A 24,392-nucleotide genomic window follows, 5' to 3' on the forward strand; every position below is an offset into this window, starting at 1 on the left:
GTTGGCTTTTTTAACTGTTCGGACAGTTTCTTGCTGAAAATGGCGTGAAATAATCGCTCATTCGAGCGCACATGATTCGCCATTGCAGTGCAGCAATCAATCGAGACGACTTGTTACGCCAAAGCAAAAAAACGCCCCGTTTCAAACGGGGCGTTTTTGTTTCTCCAAAGCCGTAAGCGGTATTACCCCGCTTCGCTGACCCGTGTGAGCGCCGTTCTCAGGCTTGCAAGCTGCACTTCCAGCTCGGCCTTGCGCTCGCGCTCGGCAGCAACCACTTCCGGATCGGCATTGGCCACGAATTTTTCGTTCGACAGCTTTTTGTCGATGCGTTCCATTTCCGCATCCACCTTGCCGATCGCCTTTTCGAGACGGGTCTGCTCAGCCGCGAGATCAACGAGGTTGCCGAGCGGCAGGCAGACAGTAGCCTCGCCGACGATGATCTGCGCGGAACCCTTCGGCGCAACCTCGGCGGCACGGATTTCATCCGCCCGCGCCAGACGCCGGATGGCGGCGGCGTGGCGGTCGAGCCGTGCTTCGGTGGAGGTATTGGCGCCGACGACCACAAGCGACGCGGTGGCGCCCGGCGGCACGTTCATTTCGGCACGCGCGGAGCGGATGCCGGAAACGAGATCGATCAGCCAGTTGATTTCCGCAGCTGCGGCATCATCGCGAAACTCCGGCGTCGGCCAGTCGGTGAGGCACAGCAGATCATCCCGCTCCTCGCCCTCGCCCGCCGTGTGCGCCCACAGCTCTTCGGTCATGAAGGGCATGAAGGGATGCAGGAGCTTGTAGATTTCTTCCAGAACATAGGCCGCACAGGCCTGGGATTCCCGCTTCGCCTTTTCGTCTTCGCCACTGAAGACAGGCTTCAGCAGTTCCAGATACCAGTCACAGAACTGGTTCCAGACGAAGCGATAGAGAATGCCTGACGCATCGTTGAAGCGGAAATTCTCAAGCGCCGCCGTCACGTCGCGCGCCGTATTGGCAAGCTCGGTCAGGATCCAGCGGTTGATGGTCAACGATGCGGTTTCAGCCAGGAAGTGCGGATCGCGCTTGACGCCATTCATCTCGGCAAAGCGCGTGGCGTTCCAAAGCTTGGTGCCGAAGTTGCGGTAACCGGCGATACGTGCCGGATCGAGCTTCACGTCGCGACCCTGCGCCGCCATGATGGCCAGCGTGAAACGCAGCGCATCCGCGCCATATTCGTCGATCAGTTCCAGCGGGTCGATGACGTTGCCCTTGGACTTCGACATCTTCTGGCCGTTCTTGTCGCGAACCAGCGCGTGGATATAGACCGTGCTGAAGGGCTCAACCGGATTGCCGGCGTCGTCCTTCATGAAATGCAGGCCCATCTGCATCATTCGCACCACCCAGAAGGGGATGATGTCGAAGCCGGTAACCAGCACGTTGGTCGGGTAATAACGCGCCAGTTCCGGCGTCTGTTCGGGCCAGCCGAGCGTCGAGAACGGCCAGAGCGCCGACGAGAACCAGGTGTCGAGCACGTCTTCGTCGCGCGTCAGGATTTCGCCCGGCGCGAAGTTCTCAAGCTTCTCCTCGACCCAGGCCTTCCACGGACCTTCATGGGCGATATAGTGCTGGATGGCGGCCTGCAGGGCCTCTTCTTCGGTCTTCTCAACAAAGACCTGCCCGTCCGGGCCATACCATGCGGGAATCTGGTGTCCCCACCACAATTGCCGCGAGATGCACCACGGCTGGATATTCTCCATCCACTGGAAGTAAGTGTTTTCCCAGTTCTTCGGCACAAAATTGGTGCGGCCTTCGCGAACCGAGGCAATCGCCGGCTGCGCCAGCGTCTTGTTGTCCACCCACCACTGGTCGGTCAGGCGCGGCTCGATCGGCACGCCGCCGCGGTCGCCATGCGGCACCACATGCTTGTGCGGCTCGATCTTGTCGAGCAGCCCGGCCTCTTCGAAGATTTCAACGATGATCTTGCGCGCGGTAAAGCGATCCTGTCCTTCCAGACGATCCCATGCGCCGTGCAGCGCAGCGGGATGGCTGAGACCTTCGAGGAAATCCTCGTTCTCCTTGATGGTGATCGTGCCGTCGATATTCATGACATTGATGGCGCGCAGGCCGCAGCGCTTGCCGACTTCGAAATCGTTGAAGTCATGCGCGGGCGTGATCTTCACGGCGCCCGTGCCGGCGGTCGGATCGGCATAGTCATCGGCAACGATCGGGACCTTGCGGCCGACGATCGGCAGGATGACGTGCTTGCCGACAATGCCCTTGTAACGCTCATCCTCAGGGTTCACCGCAATACCGGTATCGCCGAGCATCGTTTCCGGACGCGTCGTGGCGACGACGATATAATCGCGGGTCTCGAACTCGGTGGGCTTGCCCTCCTCATCGAAAGCGATCGGATACTGATAGGTAACGCCCTTTTCGAGCGGGTAGCGCAGGTGCCAGAGATTACCCTTGACCTCGATCTGCTCGACTTCCATGTCGGAAATCGCGGTCAGCAGCTTCGGGTCCCAGTTGACCAGACGCTTGTCCTTATAGATCAGGCCCTGCTTGTAGAGTGTGACGAAAACTTCGAGTACAGCCTCGGAGAGACCTTCATCCATGGTGAAGCGCTCACGCGACCAGTCGCAGGATGCGCCAAGGCGTTTCAGCTGGTTGAAGATCAGACCGCCGGATTCGGCCTTCCATTCCCAGACCTTCTCCACGAAAGCCTCGCGGCCCATCTCACGGCGGCCGGGAAGCTGGCCTTCCATCAGCTTGCGCTCGACGACCATCTGCGTGGCGATGCCGGCATGGTCCATGCCCGGTTGCCACAGCACGTCCTTGCCGCGCATACGCTCGAAGCGGACCAGAATATCCTGCAGCGTGTTGTTGAGCGCGTGGCCCATATGCAGGGAGCCGGTCACATTCGGCGGCGGGATGACGATGGTGAAGGTTTCCGCGCCCGGCTTGGCGTTGGCGCCGGCACGAAAAGCATTAGCCTCGTCCCAGGCTTTGGCGATCTTCGGTTCGACGGATGCGGAATCGTAGGTCTTTTCGAGCATTTCCTGACCTGAATTTTAGAGTTCTTGTGTGGATTTTTTTAAATAAGGATGGACGGGAGAGAGTCAACAGAAACCCGCCCGCGAGCCAACCATTGAGCGGACCCACGGGTGACTATGACCCCATAACACCTTCATCTTCAACAAAAAAGCCGCCCCGTTGCCGGAGCGGCCGCTGTTTCATCGCATCATCAGCAATTGCAGATGCGACAAGAGCGGGACTTAGCGGCGCGAACCGCGCGCCACGCGCTCGATTTCCTCGCGCACGAGACGCTCCACCAGCGTCGGCAGATTGTCTTCCAGCCAGTCCTGCAGCATCGGGCGTAGCATCTCGGCGGCCATATCCTCGATCGAGCGCCGCTCGACACCGTCAAAAACCTCCGCCAGTTCGCTGAAGGAACGGGCGATCTGCGCACCGGCAGCGGCGGAAAGCAGATTGAGCGACAGGCCGCCCTCAACATCCGCCTCGTCTTTTGCCTCCACCTCGGCCAGATCGAATGTCGGCGTCTCAACGACAGGGTTCAGCACCGCGATGTCGAAACGCTCCGCTGTCAGCGGCGTTTCAATAGCACCGCGCAGAGTAAGCTGATCGAAACGGCTTTCGGCCGAAGGCGCGCTTTCGACGGCGGCAGCGGCGGCGCGATCCTCAGCGGCAAAAGATGCCGGCTGCTCGTTCACACCTGCGGCCACCACGGCTGCCATCAGCGGCCGAACATCCGTCGGACGCTGCGGCGCGGCGCGGTCGGAAGACGATACGGACGAAGGCTGCGATACATTCGGGGCGGCTGCGGCCGGCAACCCGGTCTCGGCCGCGCCACGCTGCGCCTGCGCGGCGAAAGCCTGCGGTCCCATGGCGGCGTTACGGTCGGCGGCAGCACGCACACGGGCGGCGACATCGGCAAGCGACATGGTCTTCTCGGCAGAGCTTTCCTGCCGTTCAGCCATGGGCCCTTCAGAAATCGGCGAAAAATCCTGCGCAGGCCGTGCGCCAAAAGCCTGGTTTGCGGCGGGGGGAACGCGTGCCGGCGGGCTGATGGGCTCCGCCACGAAGGCCGCTTCGCTTGCAGCCTCGTCTTCATCGTCATAGACCGGCGGCAACTGCCCGGAAAACGCGCCGGTGGGTCCGGTCTCGTTGCTTTCGATGATCCGGCGGATAGACGCCAGAATCTCTTCCATGGACGGTTCACGCGCTACGCTTGGCTGAGCCATATCAATCCCCGGTTTCCACTCTTCGAGCGCCCTTACCGCATCCCACGGACATCGGATGAAGCGCTCCTTGACCTGTTCAATTCGCACATCGCGTTTCCGACAACCAAAATCGATCGTCACACCGATGCTCTGAAACATGGTCGGCCAAAGCGCTTGAGCAATTTTGCCGTCCCTGTCACAGGATCATGCGGGGCAGAAATACGCACACCCCGAATCACCCTTAGTTTAGGTCAGCATAGCGAGGAACTAAATCACTGATTCGACAAGTTTCGTGATGATGCACAGCTTTGTGAGAGCGGCCGGGAGGAAGCGCTCTTCCGGCAAACCAAACGCAAAAACGCCGGGGCGGAAAGTCCACCCCGGCGTCAAAAAGACGATGATCGTTTGCCGATCAGAAAACGAATTCAGCCGCCTTGGCAAAACCCGGCACCGGCTTGACCGACGCATTGAAGAAGGTAGCGGCCGATGTGCCGTTACCATCGCGGCGATAGACGGTGGCCTTCGCGGCTCCGCCATATCCGACAACGACAACCAGACGTCCGCCGTCGCGGAGCTGATCGATCAACGCCGCCGGCACTTCTTCCACCGAGCCATTGATGAAAATGAGGTCATAGGGCGCTTCGCCCGCATAGCCCTTTTCGAGATCGCCGGTCACGACGGCGACATTGTCATATCCGAGCGAAGCCAGCGTCTCGGTCGCCTGTGCGGCCAGCGCCTCATCGCTTTCGAGCGAAACCACCGAACCGGCAAGCTGGGAAAGAATGGCAGCCGCATAACCTGCACCACCGCCGACTTCCAGGACGACGTCTTCCTTCGATACGGCCGAAAGCTGCAGCAGCTTCGCCAGCGGCGAAGTCTTCATGACATAACGGGCCGGGCGGCCGTCGCGGGCGGGACAGATCTGCAGGTCCTCGTCCACATAGGCAATCTGCCGCACGCCCGCCGGCACGAAAGCCTCGCGCGGCACGCTCAAAAACGCCTTCAGCACGGAATGCGACGTCACGTCGGTCGTGCGCAACTGGCTGTCGACCATATTGGCGCGTGCGGTTTCGAAATCCATCATGTCCTTATCGCCTCAATTTCACGGATAGGGGCCAAAAACCAGCCCAAGTCGGAAGATGCAGCCGACCGTTAAAACAATCTCATAATTGCCAGAGGCTGCGCTTTCAAGCGCGCTCATTGGCTGGGGTCCTAAAAAGCACCGGAGGGTGATGTAAATTTCCCGCGATTGGCGTGAATCGCATCGTCAGGAAGCAGGAATATCCGGCATGATCCACCAGAAAAGCTGAACGAGATCGCTCCAAAGCTGCGTCAGGTCCTCGATCATCTGGATCGTCGTCACATAGGCATAGATCGCCAAGACAGTCACGACACCGAGGAGCAGCCATGGCCAGAGCCTGCGCTTCCTGCCGTTGCCTGCCTTGTCCTGCCGATCCTGATCCACGCTCTCCTCCTGCATTCTGGCCAAAAAAACAGCGCGCATGCGCGTCATCTACGGGTCGCAGATCTGATGTAATGCCGATGGTGGAGAAATTTGGAGGCCTCGCCCGGAATTGAACCGGGGTACAAGGATTTGCAGTCCTCTGCGTCACCACTCCGCCACGAGGCCTCACACGCTCATCAATCAAGCGATGGCGGGCATTTAGAACGAATCCATTATGGGCGCAAGAGGGTTCGTTCCGAATGTAGTGTTTTTTCGGATAGGACCGGCACGCAGCAAAGGTGGGTCACCTAAGCGCTTAAGATTCCGAAGCTTTTTGTATCTGCTTCATATCTCGGAAGAAAACAAAGCCCGCATCCGGCGCGTTTGCGCCGTCGCGGGCAATGCTGCATCTTATATGCCGATCGGTCAGATCCGTCCAAGCAGGACCAGGATCAAGACGATGACCAGAACCAGTCCGAGACCACCTGAGGGGCCGTAGCCGTAATTATGGTAACCCCAGCTGGGCAGCGCGCCGATCAGGAAAAGAATGAGCAGGATGACGAGGATGGTGCCGAGCATGTGTAACCCTCCACTGTTGGCATGTGTCTGCCTGATTGAATGATGAAACGCGCAAAAAGTTCCCTTTCCTGCAGGTCCGGCAGCATAATTGCAGGCAGGCATCCTGTTCCGTTTCAACGGGTTACACCGGCAGTTCAAGAATGCGGCCCTTGCTCCCGTCTCCTGAAGTAATTCTCTGGCTAATTATATCGCGGCGGGAAGCTCCGGATGCGAATGACAGGCCTGCCCTCACGCGGATCGACCAAACCAGCGATTTATTCGTGGTAATTTCTCGGCCTATGTCTATCGGCAGTTGTCCGTCATATTAAGCGCCAGTCCCCCGTACCCTGAAACTGGCGGGAGACGGAGAGATCTGGCATCACTGGCAGTGCGCCAGATCTCTCCCGCCCCTCCCCAAGGGCCTCAAATTCTCCTTTGCAGGCACACGGATATTTTACCGACCGTGTCACGCCTTTGCCTTGCCTTGCCGGTTTCAGTCCGGCTAGACCCCGTGCCGGGAGGGAGAAACGAGAATCATATGTCCGGTTTTGCGAACCTCATCCCGCTTTTCATCTTTGGCCTGCTCGTCTACTTTTTCTTTCGCTGGGTCGCGCGCGACATTCAGAATCCGAAAAGCAAATAGTCGGGGAAAATCGCCTCCGGCCCCTTGCCCGCCGGGAACCGCCGCGCCTCCATCTCGTTTTCACAGACGCACTTCGGAGGACAGGATGAAAACGCTCGCATCATCGGCCACTATAGCGCTTGCACTGGCACTTGCTGGATGCACCGCCGGCACGACCGCCTATGTCGGCCCCGCGCCCTATGTCGAACCCATCCCCGGCAGCATCATCTACAGGGGCCAGCCGCGCACAAAGCTGACGAAATCACCGATCGGCAGCACCTTCAGCCACGAATTCCGCATAGACGGCAGCACAAGGGCGGTGGAAACCTATCGCATTGCGCCCGACCGCTCGCTGGAACTCATCGACCGGCGCATCATTCGCGACTGGCTGTTCGGGCGCGACGACTGACCGCACCGCAACCGGCAGAAACGCATCCGCAACGGGATTGCGCATCCTGACCGCTTCGTTTAGAGCCGGGCGCAACAACCACGATGGATAGGCGATGAATACGCGCTGGCAAAAACCCGTCCTGATCGCGTTCGAAACGCCGGGCGATTACACGAGCATCGAAACCACGCAGGCCGCCTCCTGGGCGCTGATCGAGGACTGGCCGATAGAAGACGGCGATGCGCTGGACAAGGCGCTGCTGATCTGCGCCGCCGTCGATGCAGGCCGGAAAAAGCCCGAGGACGCGCGCAAGGCCTTCATCGCAGCCGCAATCGAAGCGGGCCTCGATATCAAGGCCTGATGGCGCAATAACTGGGGCCGCAGACTATAAATGCCGCCTGCAGCGCTACGTTTTCAACAAGACAGGTTCGATGGATCGCAACAGATGGAAGCTTCCGGAAACATGAAAAAAGCCCTGTTCATTTTTCTCCTCTCCTGCCTGGCGATCGGCCTTCTCGGCCACCTCGTGGTCGCCTTCGTCGTCACAGGCTGAAGCGTGAAAACGCCCTCCGTCGAAAGGCGGAGAGGCTGGATTTTAGAATTTCCTGAATTTCATTCTTTCGTTATGGAACCGCGATAAACTTTGACCGTTCTCTTTTCACTCAACAGGAGGAGGGTTGGAATGCGTGACGGATTGAACGGTTTTCTCGAAATCTCGATGATCGGCTTCGTGGTCGCAAGCTGCCTTTTCATGGTCAACCTGCCGATTTGACCCACCTCAAAAATCTATCTCCGGCAGAACCGGCGACTTGACGTTCCGGCATAAAAAATGCGGCCTTTTGGGCCGCATTTCTGTTTCAACACATCATCACGTCAGGCAGAAAGCTTGGTGGCCAGCTTGGCGACATGGGCGCCCTGATAACGAGCGGCTTCCAGCTCGATTTCGGAAGGCTGACGCGAACCATCGCCATCGGTGATGGTGGAGGCGCCATAGGGCGAACCGCCCTTGATTTCATCAACGCCCATCTGGCCCTGGAAAGCATAGGGCAGGCCGACAACGGCCATGCCGTGGTGCAGGAAGGTGGGGATGAAGCCGAGAATGGTGGATTCCTGACCGCCATGCTGGGTGGCGGACGAGGTGAAGGCCGAGCCGACCTTGCCGACCAGCTTGCCACTGAACCACAGGCCACCGGTCTGGTCCCAGAAATTGCGCATCTGCGACGCCACCGTGCCGAAACGCGTGCCGGCGCCGACGATGATCGCATCGTAATCCGCCAGTTCGTCCACCGTCGCCACCGGAGCCGGCTGGTCCAGCTTGAAGTGGGAGGACTTGGCAACCTCTTCCGGAACGAGTTCGGGAACGCGCTTGACCACGGCTTCCGCGCCGGTGGACTTCACGCCCTCGGCAACCGCATAGGCCATTTTCTCGATATGGCCGTAAGAGGAGTAATAAAGTACCAGAACCTTCGTCATTCTCTTCGTTTCCTTTGCTGGAACTGTTTCCGGCGTACCGGCGACAAGCTTCTTTAAAAACTCGATGATCATCGGCGTTGACCTGTAAAAACCGTATGACAAAAACGTAGCGGACGGATCGGTCTCTCGCCAGCCGGGGATTGGCATACGCACTGTTCACGATGAGTGAACACTCGATGCCATCGTCAACCAATCCCCGTTTTGCGTTTCTTTAAAACCGCTTTGCATTCGCACTGGCGCGGCGTTAACGTCTGACAAAACAGATGACGAGTGCACCCATGTCCAACCCCTCCTCCACCTCCTCCGTTGTTACCGCCGCCATGCTTGCCATCGGCGACGAACTGCTTTCGGGCCGCACCAAGGACAAGAATATCGGGCACCTCGCGGATGTGCTCACCATGTCCGGAATTGACCTGAAGGAAGTGCGCATCGTCGCCGACGAGGAGGAAGCGATCGTGGAAGCGCTGAACGCGCTGCGCAGCCGCTTTGATTATGTCTTCACATCAGGCGGCATCGGTCCGACCCATGACGACATCACAGCGGATGCGGTATCTGCGGCATTCGGCCTGCCCTGCGAACACGACGCCGAGGCGCTGCGCCTGCTCGGTGACATGTATCGCGTCCGCGAGATGGAATTCACCGAGGCGCGCAAGCGCATGGCGCGCATGCCGAGAGGTGCGACCCATATCGCCAACCCCGTTTCCGTCGCCCCCGGCTTCGTCATCGGCAATGTCCACGTCATGGCCGGCGTGCCGCAGGTGTTCCAGGCCATGCTCGACAATGTCATGCCGACGCTGCGCACCGGCGCGAAAGTCATGTCGCAGGCGGTGCGTTCGCCCTATGGCGAAGGTGATATCGGCACGCCGCTGACGGCCATCCAGAAGGCGCATCCCGAAACCAGCATCGGCTCCTATCCGAAATATGACGGGCAGCGTTTTTCGACGGAGATCGTCGTGCGCGCCCGCGACGCTGGCGTGCTGAAGGCGGCGACCGAAGCGGTTGCGGCCATGATCGAAACCATCGGCCAGGAGAAACAATTGGCCGCCAGCAAGGGCGATGCAACCGCCTGAAACGAAAAGGCCTGAAACAAAAAAGTTTGACCAAAATCAAGGTGGCCATCGGCAAAGACGGCCACTCTCCCCCTAGAAAAGACATGTCACCGAGGAGAGAGAAATGGGTTACAAAACGATACTGGCAGTGGTCGATAATGTTTCGAACACGCAGAAGCTCGGCGAATTCGTGGTGAGCCTTGCCGACCAGTTTTCCTCGCATGTGATTGGCCTGCACATGGAAACGCTGGCCGCCGTTCCGCTCGTCGCGCCGATGGAGATTCCCGATCCCGCCACCGTGCAGGCGCTGCAGGATGTGGCGCACAAGGAAACCACCGACGTCGGGACTATCTTCGAGCACACCCTGTCCGCCAATGGCATCTCGCATGAATGGCGCAGCTTCGTCACCTCGGTGGGTTACGCCTCCGCATCGGCGATCGACAGCGCGCGTTGCGCCGATCTCATCGTCGCCCGCCAGAGCAGCTCCTCGGCACTGTCAGACAGCCGCTCGGACATTGACGGCTTCCTTTATGAAAGCGGCCGCCCCGTTCTTCTCGTGCCGCATGTGCTGACCGTTGCAAAACCGATCAAGCGCGTCCTGATCGCATGGAACGGCTCGCGCGAGGCGACCCGCGCGACCTTCGACGCCCTGCCCTTCCTGAAGGCCGCAGACAGTGTTGAGATTTTCTCCGTCGATCAGGCCGAAAGCGAAACCCAGTCTTCCGGCCTTGCCGGCGCGGAACTGGCCGCAACCCTCGCCCGCCACGGCGTCAATGTCACCGTCACCTCGCAGGAAAAGATCGCAGGGATCTCGCCGCAGGCCGCCATCGAGAACCGCCTGTCCGATAACAGCATAGACCTTCTGGTCATGGGCGCTTATGGCCATTCCCGCTGGTGGGAGCTGCTGTTCGGCGGCGTGACGCGCACGCTGCTCGATTCCATGACCGCAATGACGCTGCTGTCGCGTTGAATAAGGATGCGGCGCAAACAGTGCCGCATCCCCTCCGCATCCCGCATTATACGAGCGATCACCGCTTGTTTCTTCTCCCCGCCGGGGAGAAGTCCGCGGCAGCGGGATGAGGGGGCGACAGTCGAGATATGCGATGAGGCTTTCCCCTCATCCGACCCTTCGGGCCACCTTCTCCCCGGCGGGGAGAAGAAACAGGCGGCAATCTCCCGCCCTGTCCTTTTAGCGGAAAGCTTGCCTTTTTGCCGGTCTTGCGGCTATTAGCCAAAGCCATCGACAATTTTGACCAGATGGTAGACGACATGTCCCTTCCCGATAAAGCCTTTCCCGTTTCCTGGGACCAGTTCCACCGCGACGCCCGTGCGCTTGCCTGGCGTCTTGCCGGTCTCGACAAAGAGTTCCGGGCAATCGTCTGCATCACCCGCGGCGGCCTCGTGCCGGCGGCAATCATTTCCCGTGAACTGAATATCCGCATGATCGACACGATCTGCATCGCCACGCGTCATGACTATGTGAACCAGGGCGACACGGTTCTGCTAAAGGGCGTGGCCCCGGAGCTGATGTCCGACAGCGGCGAAGGCGTGCTCGTCGTCGACGATCTGACCGACACCGGCAAGACGGCGCTGGAAGTGCGTGAAATGCTGCCGAAGGCGCATTTCGCCTGTGTTTACGCCAAGCCGAAGGGCGTGCCGACCATTGACACCTTCGTCACCGAAGTCAGCCAGGATACCTGGATTTATTTTCCCTGGGACATGGGCTTCACCTATCAGGAGCCGATCGCCAAGGGATCGCGCGGCTGATTGCCGGCCGTCATTAAAAAATCGGACAGGAAAAACCGCCCCGCCGAGGGCGGTTTTTTGGGAGAAAATCCTTCTTTGATGACGGCGGAAAAACACGGAAAAACCGCAGTGTCGCCATTATGCCTCACCCCGGAAATGCGGGGTTTTGTCTTTCCGTTGCGGAAACCAGTCTCGCGCAAGCTTCAAATTTTCCCGCCAAGTCACTGATTTTTCTAATCGCTTTTCCTATCCCCGTTTTCCACAGGCACTTCACACAATATCTTGTGGTTAAAAATGGGTTTCAATCTATGGCTTGACGAATCTGTGCCGCGAGAGGAAAGTGACATTTATGTTGCGGCGGCAACGGACCGGAAAGTAACGAGGCCGGTTCCTCTCCATCTTCAGCGCGCATGTCCAAACGGCGGTCCCGACCATGAGGGGGCGGTTCGCCGCAGACTTTTGCGCGCCTTTCGGAAACCGCCAAAAACATGACGCGGGGACTGGCGGCAGGAAGCTGTTGATACTATATTTAGTATTCCATGACATGCTTGCAGCCGAATAAGCCACGAGATACAGGGATGACATCCAAGGATGAACATCCCTTACAGATCGGCAACAACCGGCTGCGCGAAGGCATCGCACGGCTGGACCGGATTTTTGCGCCCTCCACCGGGCGCCCAATGGACGAGGACAGAAACCATGCGCATTGAACGCCGCTTCACGAAGCCCGGCCAATCGCCTTATGCGGAGATCGACTTCCGCAAGGCCGTCAGTGAAATCAAGAACCCGGATGGATCGATCGTGTTCCGTCTGGCTGACATCGACGTTCCCGCGCAGTTTTCCCAGGTTGCCACAGACGTTCTGGCGCAGAAATATTTCCGCAAGGCCGGTGTGCCGAAGTTCCTGAAGAAGGTTGAGGAAAACGACGTTCCTTCCTTCCTGTGGCGCTCCGTTCCCGATGAAAAGGCGTTGAAGGACGTTCCGGAAGCCGAACGTTTCGGTTCCGAGACCGATGCGCGCCAGGTTTTCGACCGTCTGGCCGGCACCTGGGCCTATTGGGGCTGGAAGGGCAAATATTTCTCGTCCGAAGAAGATGCGCTGGCCTTCCGCGACGAGCTTGCCTATATGCTCGCCACCCAGCGCGTTGCGCCGAACTCCCCGCAATGGTTCAACACCGGCCTGCACTGGGCCTATGGCATTGATGGCCCCGGCCAGGGCCATTTCTATGTCGATCCCTTCACCGGCAAGCTGACCAAGTCCAAATCCGCTTACGAACATCCGCAGCCGCATGCCTGCTTCATCCAGTCCGTCGAAGACGACCTCGTCAACGAAGGCGGCATCATGGACCTGTGGGTACGTGAAGCGCGCCTGTTCAAATATGGTTCCGGCACCGGCTCCAACTTCTCCTATCTGCGCGGCGAAGGCGAAAAGCTTTCCGGCGGCGGCCGCTCCTCCGGCCTGATGAGCTTCCTCAAGATCGGCGATCGCGCAGCCGGCGCCATCAAGTCCGGCGGCACCACCCGCCGCGCCGCCAAGATGGTGGTTGTTGATGCCGACCATCCCGATATCGAAGCCTATATCGACTGGAAGGTGAACGAGGAGCAGAAGGTTGCTGCTCTCGTGACCGGCTCCAAGATCGTCGCCAAGCACCTGAAGGCGATCATGAAGGCCTGCGTCAATTGCGAAGCTGACAATGGTGACTGCTTCGACCCGGCCAAGAACCCTGCCCTGAAGCGCGAAATCCGCGCCGCCAAAAAGGACATGGTGCCGGAAAACTACGTCAAGCGCGTCATCCAGTTCGCCGAACAGGGTTACAAGGACATTCAGTTCAAGACCTATGACACGGATTGGGATTCGGAAGCCTACCTCACGGTTTCCGGCCAGAATTCCAATAACTCCGTCTCGCTGAAGGATGACTTCCTGCGCGCTGTCGAGAATGACGGTGACTGGAACCTCACCGCCCGCAAGGACGGCAAGGTGATGAAGACGCTGAAGGCCCGCGACCTCTGGGAAAAGATTTCCCACGCCGCCTGGGCGTCGGCCGATCCCGGCCTGCACTTCAACACCACCATGAACGACTGGCACACCTCGCCGGCCGAAGGCCCGATCCGCGCTTCGAACCCGTGCTCGGAATACATGTTCCTCGACGACACGGCCTGCAACCTTGCCTCGCTGAACCTCTTGCAGTTCAAGGATCAGGCGACGAAGCGCATCGACATCGCCGACTATGAACATGCCGTCCGCCTGTGGACCGTTGTGCTCGAAGTTTCCGTGATGATGGCGCAGTTCCCGTCGCGCCAGATTGCCGAACGCTCCTATGAATACCGCACGCTTGGTCTCGGTTACGCCAATATCGGCGGCCTGCTGATGTCGTCGGGCATTCCCTATGACAGCGATGAGGGCCGCGCCATTGCCGGTGCACTGACCGCGATCATGACCGGTGTCTCCTACGCAACTTCGGCTGAAATGGCCGGCGAGCTTGGCCCCTTCCCGAGCTTTGCGCCGAACCGCGACAACATGCTGCGCGTCATCCGCAACCACCGCCGCGCCGCCCATGGCCTGTCGGATGGTTATGAGGGCCTTTCGGTCAACCCGGTTGCACTCATCCACGCCGATTGCACGGATCAGGACCTTATCGCCCATGCGACAGCCGCCTGGGACAAGGCGCTGGAACTTGGCGAAAAGAACGGCTACCGCAACGCCCAGACGACAGTTATCGCGCCGACCGGCACGATCGGCCTCGTGATGGATTGCGACACGACCGGCATCGAGCCCGACTTCGCGCTGGTGAAGTTCAAGAAGCTCGCCGGCGGCGGTTACTTCAAGATCATCAACCGCGCGGTTCCGGATGCCCTGCGTTCGCTCGGTTATTCCGAAAGCCAGATCGCCGAGATCGAGGCCTATGCCGTCGGCCATGGCAATCTCAACCAGGCGCCGGCCATCAACCCCTCCACGCTGAAGGCCAAGGGCTTCACCGATGAGAAGATCGAAGCCGTCAACGCTGCGCTGAAGAGCGCCTTCGACATCAAGTTCGTCTTCAACCAGTGGACGCTCGGCGCTGACTTCCTCAAGGAGACGCTCAAGGTTTCCGACGAGCAGCTCTCCGACATGAGCTTCAACCTGCTGGAGCATCTCGGCTTTGCCAAGAAGGACATCGAAGCGGCGAACGTTCACGTCTGCGGCGCGATGACGCTGGAAGGCGCACCGTTCCTGAAGAACGAGCACCTGCCGGTCTTCGATTGCGCCAACCCCTGCGGCAAGATCGGCAAGCGTTACCTCTCGGTCGAATCGCACATCCGCATGATGGCGGCGGCACAGCCCTTCATCTCGGGTGCAATCTCCAAGACGATCAACATGCCGAATGACGCGACGGTGGAAGATTGCGGCGCAGCCTACATGCTGTCCTGGAAGCTGGCGCTGAAGGCCAACGCCCTTTACCGCGATGGTTCCAAGCTTTCCCAGCCGCTCAACGCCTCGCTGGTGGAAGACGAGGACGACGAAGATTTCGTCGAGGAACTGGTCCAGCAGCCGCTCGCCCAGCAGGCCGTGACGATCACCGAAAAGATCGTCGAGCGCGTCATCGAGCGGGTATCGCGCGAGCGTGAAAAGCTGCCGAACCGCCGTCAGGGTTACACCCAGAAGGCAACGGTGGGCGGTCACAAGGTCTATCTGCGCACCGGTGAATTCGGTGACGGCCGCATCGGCGAAATCTTCATCGACATGCACAAGGAAGGCGCTGCCTTCCGTGCGATGATGAACAACTTCGCCATCGCCATTTCGCTTGGCCTGCAATATGGCGTGCCGCTGGAAGAATATGTGGAGGCCTTCACCTTCACCAAGTTCGAGCCGGCCGGCATGGTGCAGGGCAACGACGCGATAAAGAACGCCACGTCGATCCTCGACTACGTGTTCCGCGAACTCGCCGTATCCTATCTCGGCCGCCACGACCTCGCTCATGTCGATACGTCTGACTTCTCCAATACGGCACTCGGCAAGGGTATCCAGGAAGGCAAGACCAATCTGCTCTCCACCGGCTGGACACGCGGTTACAAGCCGACGCTGGTTTCCAACAACGAAGGCGAACGTGCTGCTTCCGAACCCAAGGGCTCGGCAACGGCAGCCCCCGCCCGCGCCTCGGCCAACGTCACTTCCTTTGCAGGCTCAGCCGCCCGCAAGCTGGAACCGACAGTCGCGATCTCCACCTCGGAAATCGTCTCCTTCAAGCGCGATTATGAAGAACGCGCCAAGGAACTGGCGGAAGAGATTGCCGAAGAGGTAATCGACGACGTGGTTCAGGAAGCCAAGCAGACCGCCACCGCCCTCTTCTCCGACAAGGCCGCCGCCGACGCGGCATCGGCCAAGGCGGAAGCCAAGAAGAAGGAAAACGAACGCCGCATGCGGTCCATTGCACAGGGTTATACGGGCAACATGTGCTCGGAATGCCAGAACTTCACGATGGTGCGGAACGGCACTTGCGAGAAGTGCGATACCTGCGGTGCGACGAGTGGTTGCAGCTAAGCAGGGGCAACAAGGTTTCTCGGCACCTGAAATTGGCCAATCGCGCAAATGATGGAAATCCGGACACTGAAAAGTGCCCGGATTTTTCTTTTTGAATGACCATGACCTGCCACCTGCGACCCGCTACACCGGAGCGGCTAAGAAGCAACGGGCCTTGAAGCGCCATTAGTCTGACATCGATTGGATCAAATAGTTGGCGTTCCAGATGCCTTCGCATAAACCGCAACCGCAACGAATGCGGCGATACTGACCAGCCCGAGACACGCGTTAAGCGTCAGTGCGAAGCTCAAGCCAAGATTCTCCGTAAGCGCCGCAAAGACGAACGGCGCGCCGGCACCCACCGCAAGCCGAGCGGCTGCCATCTTTCCTGTAATTGCCCCATAGCCTTCGGATCCGAATAGATAGAGCGGCAGGTTTCCCTGTGCGATGCTGTTGATGCCTGAGCCCAGACCAAGGCAGATGGCGAAGGCAACCGCCCCCGGTAGCCAGCTGGCTGTCACCAGCAGGATCAATATGCCCAGCACGATTAAAACAGCGGAAAGCACCGCAAGTGCTGGCGGCGGGAGGCTCTTGCCGAAGATCATGTTGATCAAGCGACTGAGAACCTGAGCCGGACCGAAAAGAGAGCCGATCACGACAGCAGCCGCTCCCAGCCCCACGGTTCCAAGCATCGGCACCATATGGGCGAGGATGGCGGAGAGAGTAAAACCCAGTATCGCGAAAGCGAAGGAGACCAAGATCATCCCACGGCGTCTCGTATGCGAAGGGAGAGCACCCACGACGGTCTCGCGCGCGCGGCTCGTCGTGTCGGCACTCGGTCCCGTCTTTCCTGCGCGCATAATCCAGAAGTGAAGCGGCATACAAAGAAAAAGATTAAGTCCCGCGAAGACGAGATAGATCTCCCGCCAATCGAGGTGGACGGCTAACGCAGCCGAGATCGGCCAGAAAATGGTCGATGCGAAACCACCGATGAGAGTGAGATAGGTGATGTTTCGGGACGCCGAACGAGGATTGTTTTCCACCAGAGCCGCAAACGCCGCCTGATATTGCACCATACCGGAGGATATTTCGAGCAGGATGACCGCAGCGGCAAAGATCGCAACCGAGGGCGATAAAGCGCAGAGCGCCAGTGTCAATGCCGCAAGAAACGAACCGATTGTCATCATGGTTGCGGCGCCGATCCGGTCCATCTGCCTACCGATATAGGTTGCCGAAAGACCGCCGATAAAAAGGGATACCGAAAAAACCGCAAACACCTGAGAGAGCGTCAGGCCCAGATCTTTCGCCATGCCGGGCGCAAGGATGCTGAAACTATAATAGAGGGTGCCATAACCCACGATCTGTGTAAGGCCGAGCGCAGAAACGGTGGCCGCAGACGCCCTGAAATCACGCAACGATGTTGCCCTCTTCAGCACGGCCATCGGCAGGGTGGCAGCTGTTGCCACGCTCGACATCCTCCCGGACGGCCGGATGCCCGGCGCAGCAGTCTTCCATCAGGAATTTCACGAGGGACGCCAGAGTATCGTAGCTCGCGCTATAGAGGATCGATCGCGACAGGCGTCGCTGTGAGATCAAACCAGACCGTTCCAGCTCTTTGAGATGGAACGACACATTCGTTGCCGAGACGCCCATGCGCTCGGCGATCACGCCCGCGGCCAATCCTTCAGGTCCCGCGATAACAAGTGCTCGCACGATGGACAGACGGGTCTCCTGCGAGAGAGCCGAAAATGACAGCAGGGCCTGACGCTCATCCATATTTCAACAATCCTTGAATTATTGTATCGATGGATAACGCAGATTATCGAGGCCGACAAGACGATTATGTCGACGTCGTACGGGATGCGGCAGCCGCGCCTCGAAAAGGCGCGGCCCGCCCCCCTCTATCATCCCATAAAATCCACCAGCAGCTTCACATTCAGCGCCGCAATCACCACCGCGATCAGCCAGGCGAAGGCCGAAAGCCAGAGCGGCGAGCGCAGCTCGCCCATCTTCGTCCGGTCGGCGGTGAACATGACGAGCGGGAAGACGGCGAAGGAGAGTTGCAGGCTGAGCACCACCTGCGTCAGGATCAAGAGTTCGGCCGTGCCGCTGTCGCCATAGAAGATGGTGACGCCGGCGGCGGGGACGATGGCGATGGCGCGGGTGATGAGGCGGCGCAGCCAGGGGGCGAGCCGCATCTTGAGGAAACCCTCCATCACGATCTGGCCGGCGAGTGTTGCCGTGACGGTGGAATTGATGCCGCAGCATAAGAGCGCCACGCCGAACAACGTCGGCGCAATGGCAAGGCCGAGCAGCGGCGCGAGCAGATTATGCGCCTCACCGAGTTCGGCGACATTCGTCTGCCCGGTCTTGTTGAAGGTCGCCGCTGCGAGGATGAGGATCGAGGCGTTGATGAGCAGGGCGAACATCAGCGCGATGGTGGAATCGAGGGTGGCGAATTTCAGCGCCTCGCGTTTTTCGGCAACTGTCTCGCCGATTTCGCGGGTCTGCACGATGCCCGAATGCAGATAGAGATTATGCGGCATGACGGTGGCGCCGAGAATACCGAGCGCCAGATAGAGCATATCAGGATTGGTGACGATCTCAGTCGTCGGCGCAAAACCGAGGATCACCTGCCCCCAGTCGGGATCAGCCAGCGCCACCTGAATGGCGAAACACACGGCGATGACGCCAAGCAGCGTGATGACCAGCGCCTCCACCCAGCGGAAGCCGAGCTTCTGCAGATAGAGGATCAGAAACACATCGAGCGCGGTGATGAGGACGCCGAGTTCGAGCGGAATGCCGAAGATGAGGTTGAGGCCGATGGCCGTGCCGATGACCTCGGCAATATCGGTGGCGATAATGGCGATTTCCGCGAGCAGCCAGAGCACCATTGCCACCGGTTTCGGATAGGCGTCACGGCAGGCCTGTGCAAGATCACGGCCGGATGCGATCGCAAGACGCGCGCAGAGCGATTGCAGCACAATCGCCATGATGTTCGAGACCAGCGCAACCGTCAGCAGCGTGTAACCGAATTTGGATCCGCCGGCGAGCGACGTCGCCCAGTTCCCGGGATCCATATAACCGACGGCAACGAGATATCCGGGGCCGAAAAACGCCATCGCCCGGCGAAACGTGCCGGCATTCGGATTGATCCTGATCGAACTGTGAACGTCGGATAACGAGAGGTCGTCGCCGTTTCGTCGCCATCCAAAGACTGGCTTGTCCATTTTATGCGCTTTCAAAGGGAAGGTTGAATTGGTGCAGTTGCAAATCATTCGCATAAGCAATAGCGGCTGACAAGGGGAGTTTTTGCAGCCATGCAGACGGTGCCGGGGGAACCTGTACGGTTTGAACGCAATCCGGCGCACCTCCACGTTCCCGTTGGGGGGCCGACACCCCTCCTTCCCGTCCTTCCGACCCTTGCCAGTGCCCAGCCCAGTTCCTGCCGTTAAAAAGACTCGTCTCGCCGCGCAGACGCGCCTCTGCTGAATTCGGCTCAGGGCCGGAATGACGGAGGTCGGATGAGAAAGGGTGGTAGCAAATACGGAAACCGCCATGCCGACAGGTGTAGACGACGGAGCTACAGCCAGCCGGGCTCACGGCCTTGTCATCGCCCCTGCTCCGCCCTTGCGGAACAGCGCCGCACTTGTCTGCGTTTATATTTCAGGAACACTCTAATACCGGGGAAGTTCATGCGACATGGCCATAAATTCAGCCTGGTGAACCATCCGAGCCGATGGCCGAAATATATCATGGCGTATCGAAGGCCGCGCGACTGGCTGATGACGATCAGCGGCATCGTGCTACTGTTCATCGTCGCCGCCGCGGTTGCCATGGGTTATCTCGTCACCAGCCATCCCGGCAAGCCGGAGCCAAACCCCGGCATCGTGGAGGAACAGGCAGCGGAGAACGGCGGGTAAGCTGCGGCGCAAACGCGCCGCTCTCAGCTCAAGCCCGCAAGATGGCCGCTGAACTGCGCCTCATGCAGGCGGCTGTAATGGCCCTTGGCGGCCAGAAGCTCGGCATGGGCGCCGGTTTCGGCAATGCCGGTCTGGTCCACCACCACGATGCGCGAGGCATCGCGGATCGTCGCCAGCCGGTGGGCGATGACGAGCGTGGTGCGCCCCTTGGCAAGCTCGGTCAGCGATTGCTGGATGGCGCGCTCGGTTTCCGTGTCGAGCGCGGAGGTCGCCTCATCGAGAATGAGGATCGGCGGGTTCTTGAGGAACATGCGGGCAATAGCGAGACGCTGTTTCTGGCCGCCGGACAATTTAACGCCGCGTTCACCGATGACGGTGTCGAGCCCGAGCGGCATGGCCTCGATGACGCCATCGAGACGGGCACGCCGCGCCGCCTCCATGATGTCCGCATCCGATGCGCCAAGCCGTCCATATTCGATGTTCTCGCGGATCGTGCCGCCGAACAGGAAGACATCCTGCTGCACGATGCCGATCTGGTTGCGCAGCGAAGCGAGTTTCATTTGTCGGATATCGATGCCGTCAATGGTGATCGCGCCGCTGGTAACGTCATAAAATCGCGGCAGAAGCGAGCAGAGCGTGGTCTTGCCCGCGCCCGAAGGACCAACGAAGGCCACCGTCTCGCCGGCGCTGATCGTCAGGTCGATATTGGTGAGAACCTGCTTGCCCTCGGCATAACCGAAACCGACATGGCGATATTCGATATCGCCGCGCAGCAGCGGCGCGTCCACCGCATCAGGCGCATCGACAATGTCAGGCGCTGTGTCGAGAAGTTCGGTGAAGCGGCGGAAACCGGCAATGCCCTTCGGATAGGTCTCGATGACCGAATTGATCTTTTCCACCGGGCGGAAAAACACGCCGACCAGCAGCAGGAAGCCAACGAAGCCGCCTTCCGTGAGACCGCCCGTCAGCACGAACCATGCGCCGCAGATCATCACGATCATCTGCGTCAGCCGCATGCTCATGTAGCTCAGCGAGGTGCTGGCCGCCATGATCTTGTAGGCATCGAGCTTCGTGCGGCGGTATTTCTGGTTGTCCTTCTCGAACAGCGCGCGCTCGTGGTCCTCGTTGGCGAAGGCCTGCACCACCCGCATGCCGCCGACATTTTCCTCGATACGGGCATTGAAATCCCCCACACGGCCATAAAGCGCGCGGAAATTCTGCGTCATGCGGCCGCCGTAACGGCTGGTCACCCAGGCGGTGACGGGCACGACGGCGGCGGTAATGAGCGCCAGCGGCACATTCACCGACAGCATCAGCAGGAAGGCGCCGATGAAGGTCATGATGGCGATGAACAGGTCTTCGGGGCCGTGATGGGCCACCTCGCCGATCTCTTCGAGATCCTTCGTCAGCCGCCCGACCAGATGGCCTGTTTTCTGGTTGTCGAAATAACGGAAGGAGAGCTTCTGCAGGTGATCGAAAGCCAGACGCCGCATGTCGGTCTCGATATTGATGCCGAGCATGTGTCCCCAATAGGTGACGGTCGCCATCAGCCCGGTATTCAGCACATAGATGACGAGCAGCCCGACCGAAGCGGCGAGGATGATGGCCCATTCACCGCCCGGCAGCAGCACGTCCACAAAGGTCTTCACGGCCATCGGAAAGCCAAGTTCGAGTACGCCCGACAAAACCGCGCAGGAAAAATCGAGAATGAACAGACCGCGATAGGGACGGTAATAGGCGAAGAAACGGCGCAGCATGGCATGACCTGGAGATCGGGCGCGGCAACCTTACGCCGCAATAAAAACGGAGTTTAATTGTCATATTTCAATGCGCGCGCCAAGACCGATGTTCTATTTTTACCAAAATCGTTCAATAGGTTCAGCAATAAACACACAACGGTAATGTGATCGGGTTATATTGCACTTATATGTATCGGTGTGACAGAGTGAATGCACCCCTTGCGGGGAGAATGCGAGAAAGAGCCTGCCGTGAGTAACATTGACAGCCGTAAGCCCAGTGGCGAACCGAGATGGCTTGGTCCCGCCAGCCCGACGCGGATCGCCCTGATCCCGCCTATTTCGGCTGCGCGCTGGCTGCTCCTTCTGGTCGTCCTTGCGGGCATCTATTTCTTCAACGGCTTTCTGGTTCCGGTTCTCGCCGCCCTCGTCATCGGTTTCGCCAGCTGGCCGGTCTATACGCGGCTTCTGCGGCAGGTGGGCGGCAACACGACGCTCGGTGCCACCATCGCCATCATCCTCATCATTGCCTTCCTCGTGGTGCCGATCTTCATCGCCGCCTCCTATACGGCAACCGAAATCCGCGAATGGTTCGGCTGGGCGGTGCACGTCAACAAGACGGGCGCGCCCGTGCCGGACTGGATCGCCGCCCTTCCCGCCGTCGGCCCCTGGCTCGGCGAACAATGGGTGAAATATATCGGCACGCCGGGCGCCATCGGCGAGCTCATCCAGCTCGTCAGCGGCGCCAATATCGGTAATATCTACCGGGCGATCCTCGCCGCCGGCAACGGCGCGTTCCATCTCGTGCTGACCCTGCTGTTCATGCTGATCGCGCTGTTCTTCGTTTACCGCAATGGCGCAGGCTTCACCCGTCAGGTCGATCTGGTGGGTGAACGCATCCTGCCGACACGGTGGGAACGCATTTCGAGGGTCGTGCCCGCCACCATCAGCTCGACCGTAACCGGCATGACGCTGATCGCCATCGGCGAAGGCATCATCCTCGGCATCGCCTACTGGATCGCCGGCGTGCCCTCGCCCGTCACGCTCGGCGTGCTGACCGGCGTCATGGCGCTCATTCCCGGCGGCGCGCCGCTCTCGTTTACGCTGGTGTCGATCTATCTGGTCGCCAGTGGCTCGCCCGCCCACGGGCTGGCGCTCTTCGTCTGGGGCTCGGTCGAACTCTTCATCGTCGACAAGACCATCCGCCCGAAACTCGTCGGCGGACCGATCAAGCTGCCGTTCCTGCCCACCTTTTTCGGCCTTGTCGGCGGCGTCAAGACCATGGGTTTCCTCGGCCTCTTCATCGGCCCGGTGCTGATGGCGCTGCTGGTGGCAATCTGGCGCGAATGGGTGCGCGAGGTGGAACTGTCCGCCGCCACCACCACCGAGGCCCCGCCGCCGACAGAGGACGATCCCGTTGATGAGGTTGCCGCGCTCGAAGACGATAGCGAGGAAACGACGGCATTTCGGAAAGCTGCCTTTTGACTGGTGAAGCCTGCGGTGAGCGGCGATGACGTGGAGCGCCAGCCGACAGGCCAAGGCCGCTTCCCTCTCTTTCGTCATGCCGGGCTTGGATACCGGCATCAGCCATGGCTCAGTGAAAGAGTCTTCCGCGATCAAAGACTTGATCGCGCTGGACCCGCATCTAGTCCGGGGTGACGTGGGCGGATGCTGCGGCTATACCTCAAACAGTCACATCGCCAGCCCATCCGACCGATCGGTGCCTTCGCCTTAAAGCGCCTTTTCCATGAACAGGCTGAGCGGGTCAGGCTTATAAGGCGCAAAGGCCTCGATCTCCACAAACCCAGCCTTGCGGTAAAGGCCGATCGCCTCCGGCTGGCTGATCCCGGTTTCCAGCCGGATGGCGGAAAGGCCGAGTTCGGTACCGCGCGCGACAAGCGTATCCATGATCAGCTTGCCGATCCGCAATCCCCTCGCCTCGGGATCAACGAACATGCGCTTGACCTCCGCCGTGCCATCACCCGCCTCCACCAGCGCGCCGCAGCCGACCACGCGGCCATCGTGTCGCACCACGAAAAAGGAGACATTGTCCTTTTCCAGCTGGCCGATATCGACCAGATGATTGCTCTCGGCGGGATAAAGCGACGCCATATAGGTATTGGAGAGATCGATGAGGCGCAGAACCGCGTCCTGCCGTGGTGTTTCAAGCTTGATTTCGGTGGCCAATGCGATGCCTGCCTTCTCTATAAAAATGCGTATTTCGTCGTAATGTCACTGCAATCGGGATAGATGAGTTTCTAGAGCATTATTCCCGACAGAGGCAACACACCCCATGAAAACAGCCCTCGTTCTCATGACCTTCCTTGGCTGTGACGACAGCGCCACCGATTGCCATTACATCGCCACCTCGCAGCAGCGCTGGACGAGCATCGAATTGTGTGACGCCGTATCGGAAAAGGAGCTGGAGCGTTACGCCAATGCGCCCTACCCGGTCGTGGTGGCCGTGTGCCAGACACCGGGTGAGCAGGCCCCGCAGACGGCGGGCAATACGCCCGGCGCGGCAGCACCTGCCGGAACGCAGCAGGCGACCGCAGAGGTAACGCCGAAGGAAGAAGAGAGCCTCACCAGGCAGGCGATCGGCCGCGTCAGCCGTATCCTGCCGTCCACAGAAGGCATAAAGCACCTCCTGGGAACGCCGGTCAGGATGGTCGAAAACAGCTATTCATGGATCGCCAAGCGGTTCGATAAATGATTGCGGGAAACGCCACGCCAGCTTTCTTTGCC

22 protein-coding genes and 1 tRNA gene are annotated in these 24,392 nt (G+C 59.6%); 11 read left to right on the top strand and 12 right to left on the bottom strand.

Features of this window, described 5'->3' with window-relative positions:
• Window positions 1-182 precede the first annotated feature (182 nt).
• The 6 genes from V6S97_RS03960 to V6S97_RS03985 all read right to left on the bottom strand — a co-directional run bounded on the left by V6S97_RS03960 (window position 183) and on the right by V6S97_RS03985 (window position 6,234).
• Window positions 183-3,026 (bottom strand): valine--tRNA ligase, encoded by a 2,844-nt coding sequence (locus V6S97_RS03960; protein ID WP_003509740.1) that lies wholly within the window; start codon window positions 3,024-3,026, stop codon window positions 183-185.
• Between the two features lie 219 nt (window positions 3,027-3,245).
• On the bottom strand, window positions 3,246-4,232 hold the full coding sequence (gene popZ / locus V6S97_RS03965; RefSeq protein WP_111794217.1) for a cell division protein PopZ: 987 nt from the start codon (window positions 4,230-4,232) through the stop codon (window positions 3,246-3,248).
• Window positions 4,233-4,623: 391 nt separating this feature from the next.
• Entirely contained in the window at window positions 4,624-5,295 is a 672-nt protein-coding gene (locus V6S97_RS03970; protein ID WP_020810546.1) for a protein-L-isoaspartate O-methyltransferase family protein, read from the bottom strand.
• 183 nt (window positions 5,296-5,478) lie between these two features.
• A complete protein-coding gene (locus V6S97_RS03975; protein WP_161974084.1) occupies window positions 5,479-5,724 on the bottom strand; it encodes a hypothetical protein in 246 nt (81 codons plus the stop codon).
• Between the two features lie 43 nt (window positions 5,725-5,767).
• Window positions 5,768-5,841: transfer RNA gene (locus tag V6S97_RS03980), tRNA-Cys, on the bottom strand.
• Between the two features lie 240 nt (window positions 5,842-6,081).
• Window positions 6,082-6,234, bottom strand: a complete 153-nt coding sequence (locus tag V6S97_RS03985; RefSeq protein WP_003495626.1) for a DUF3309 family protein — start codon at window positions 6,232-6,234, stop codon at window positions 6,082-6,084.
• Between the two features lie 707 nt (window positions 6,235-6,941).
• Between V6S97_RS03985 and V6S97_RS03990 the strand changes: the two genes are divergently transcribed.
• Together V6S97_RS03990 and V6S97_RS03995 are read left to right on the top strand one after the other, a co-directional pair.
• The gene (locus V6S97_RS03990; protein WP_003509745.1) at window positions 6,942-7,244 is read left to right on the top strand and encodes a hypothetical protein; all 303 of its coding nucleotides are present in this window, start codon (window positions 6,942-6,944) and stop codon (window positions 7,242-7,244) included.
• 94 nt (window positions 7,245-7,338) lie between these two features.
• On the top strand, window positions 7,339-7,584 hold the full coding sequence (locus V6S97_RS03995; RefSeq protein ID WP_003509748.1) for a DUF982 domain-containing protein: 246 nt from the start codon (window positions 7,339-7,341) through the stop codon (window positions 7,582-7,584).
• Window positions 7,585-8,096: 512 nt separating this feature from the next.
• Here V6S97_RS03995 and wrbA read toward each other — a convergent pair.
• A complete protein-coding gene (gene wrbA / locus V6S97_RS04000; RefSeq protein ID WP_334426116.1) occupies window positions 8,097-8,696 on the bottom strand; it encodes an NAD(P)H:quinone oxidoreductase type IV in 600 nt (199 codons plus the stop codon).
• 278 nt (window positions 8,697-8,974) lie between these two features.
• On the opposite strand from wrbA, the gene V6S97_RS04005 reads away from it, so the two are divergent.
• The 6 genes from V6S97_RS04005 (at window position 8,975) to V6S97_RS04030 (ending at window position 16,009) form a co-directional block, all read left to right on the top strand.
• Window positions 8,975-9,766: a competence/damage-inducible protein A gene (locus tag V6S97_RS04005; protein ID WP_080866189.1), complete on the top strand. Its 792-nt coding sequence runs from the start codon at window positions 8,975-8,977 to the stop codon at window positions 9,764-9,766.
• A gap of 103 nt (window positions 9,767-9,869) precedes the next feature.
• Entirely contained in the window at window positions 9,870-10,715 is an 846-nt protein-coding gene (locus tag V6S97_RS04010) for a universal stress protein (RefSeq protein ID WP_087744131.1), read from the top strand.
• Between the two features lie 299 nt (window positions 10,716-11,014).
• Window positions 11,015-11,512, top strand: a complete 498-nt coding sequence (gpt, locus tag V6S97_RS04015; protein ID WP_111794193.1) for a xanthine phosphoribosyltransferase — start codon at window positions 11,015-11,017, stop codon at window positions 11,510-11,512.
• Window positions 11,513-11,719, top strand: a complete 207-nt coding sequence (locus V6S97_RS04020; RefSeq protein ID WP_153464134.1) for a hypothetical protein — start codon at window positions 11,513-11,515, stop codon at window positions 11,717-11,719.
• 350 nt (window positions 11,720-12,069) lie between these two features.
• On the top strand, window positions 12,070-12,201 hold the full coding sequence (locus tag V6S97_RS04025) for a hypothetical protein (RefSeq protein ID WP_020812850.1): 132 nt from the start codon (window positions 12,070-12,072) through the stop codon (window positions 12,199-12,201).
• Window positions 12,191-16,009, top strand: coding sequence for a vitamin B12-dependent ribonucleotide reductase (locus V6S97_RS04030; RefSeq protein ID WP_087744134.1), 3,819 nt, complete (start codon window positions 12,191-12,193; stop codon window positions 16,007-16,009). The genes V6S97_RS04025 and V6S97_RS04030 overlap by 11 nt, the downstream gene beginning before the upstream one ends.
• A gap of 185 nt (window positions 16,010-16,194) precedes the next feature.
• On the opposite strand, the gene arsK is transcribed toward V6S97_RS04030, so the two are convergent.
• The 3 genes from arsK to V6S97_RS04045 form a co-directional block, all read right to left on the bottom strand.
• Window positions 16,195-17,430, bottom strand: coding sequence for an arsenite efflux MFS transporter ArsK (gene arsK / locus V6S97_RS04035; RefSeq protein ID WP_174035330.1), 1,236 nt, complete (start codon window positions 17,428-17,430; stop codon window positions 16,195-16,197).
• Window positions 17,396-17,764, bottom strand: a complete 369-nt coding sequence (locus V6S97_RS04040) for an ArsR/SmtB family transcription factor (RefSeq protein ID WP_020809330.1) — start codon at window positions 17,762-17,764, stop codon at window positions 17,396-17,398. Before V6S97_RS04040 ends, arsK begins: the two co-directional genes overlap by 35 nt.
• 128 nt (window positions 17,765-17,892) lie before the next feature.
• A complete protein-coding gene (locus V6S97_RS04045) occupies window positions 17,893-19,218 on the bottom strand; it encodes an Nramp family divalent metal transporter (RefSeq protein WP_003508089.1) in 1,326 nt (441 codons plus the stop codon).
• A gap of 465 nt (window positions 19,219-19,683) precedes the next feature.
• On the opposite strand from V6S97_RS04045, the gene V6S97_RS04050 reads away from it, so the two are divergent.
• Complete coding sequence (locus V6S97_RS04050) at window positions 19,684-19,911, top strand: hypothetical protein (RefSeq protein ID WP_003508088.1); 228 nt, start codon at window positions 19,684-19,686, stop codon at window positions 19,909-19,911.
• 23 nt (window positions 19,912-19,934) lie between these two features.
• Here V6S97_RS04050 and V6S97_RS04055 read toward each other — a convergent pair whose 3' ends face one another.
• On the bottom strand, window positions 19,935-21,668 hold the full coding sequence (locus tag V6S97_RS04055) for an ABC transporter ATP-binding protein (RefSeq protein WP_003508084.1): 1,734 nt from the start codon (window positions 21,666-21,668) through the stop codon (window positions 19,935-19,937).
• A gap of 231 nt (window positions 21,669-21,899) precedes the next feature.
• On the opposite strand from V6S97_RS04055, the gene V6S97_RS04060 reads away from it, so the two are divergent.
• Window positions 21,900-23,132 carry an AI-2E family transporter gene (locus V6S97_RS04060; RefSeq protein ID WP_111794197.1) on the top strand — a complete coding sequence of 411 codons (1,233 nt, stop codon included), beginning with the start codon at window positions 21,900-21,902 and terminating at the stop codon, window positions 23,130-23,132.
• Window positions 23,133-23,378: 246 nt separating this feature from the next.
• On the opposite strand, the gene V6S97_RS04065 is transcribed toward V6S97_RS04060, so the two are convergent.
• A complete protein-coding gene (locus V6S97_RS04065; protein WP_080866211.1) occupies window positions 23,379-23,834 on the bottom strand; it encodes a GNAT family N-acetyltransferase in 456 nt (151 codons plus the stop codon).
• Between the two features lie 106 nt (window positions 23,835-23,940).
• Between V6S97_RS04065 and V6S97_RS04070 the strand changes: the two genes are divergently transcribed.
• On the top strand, window positions 23,941-24,360 hold the full coding sequence (locus V6S97_RS04070) for a hypothetical protein (RefSeq protein ID WP_111794198.1): 420 nt from the start codon (window positions 23,941-23,943) through the stop codon (window positions 24,358-24,360).
• The last annotated feature ends 32 nt before the right edge of the window (window positions 24,361-24,392 follow it).

The organism is Agrobacterium sp. CCNWLW155, from assembly GCF_036888815.1.
Taxonomy (GTDB): domain Bacteria; phylum Pseudomonadota; class Alphaproteobacteria; order Rhizobiales; family Rhizobiaceae; genus Agrobacterium; species Agrobacterium radiobacter.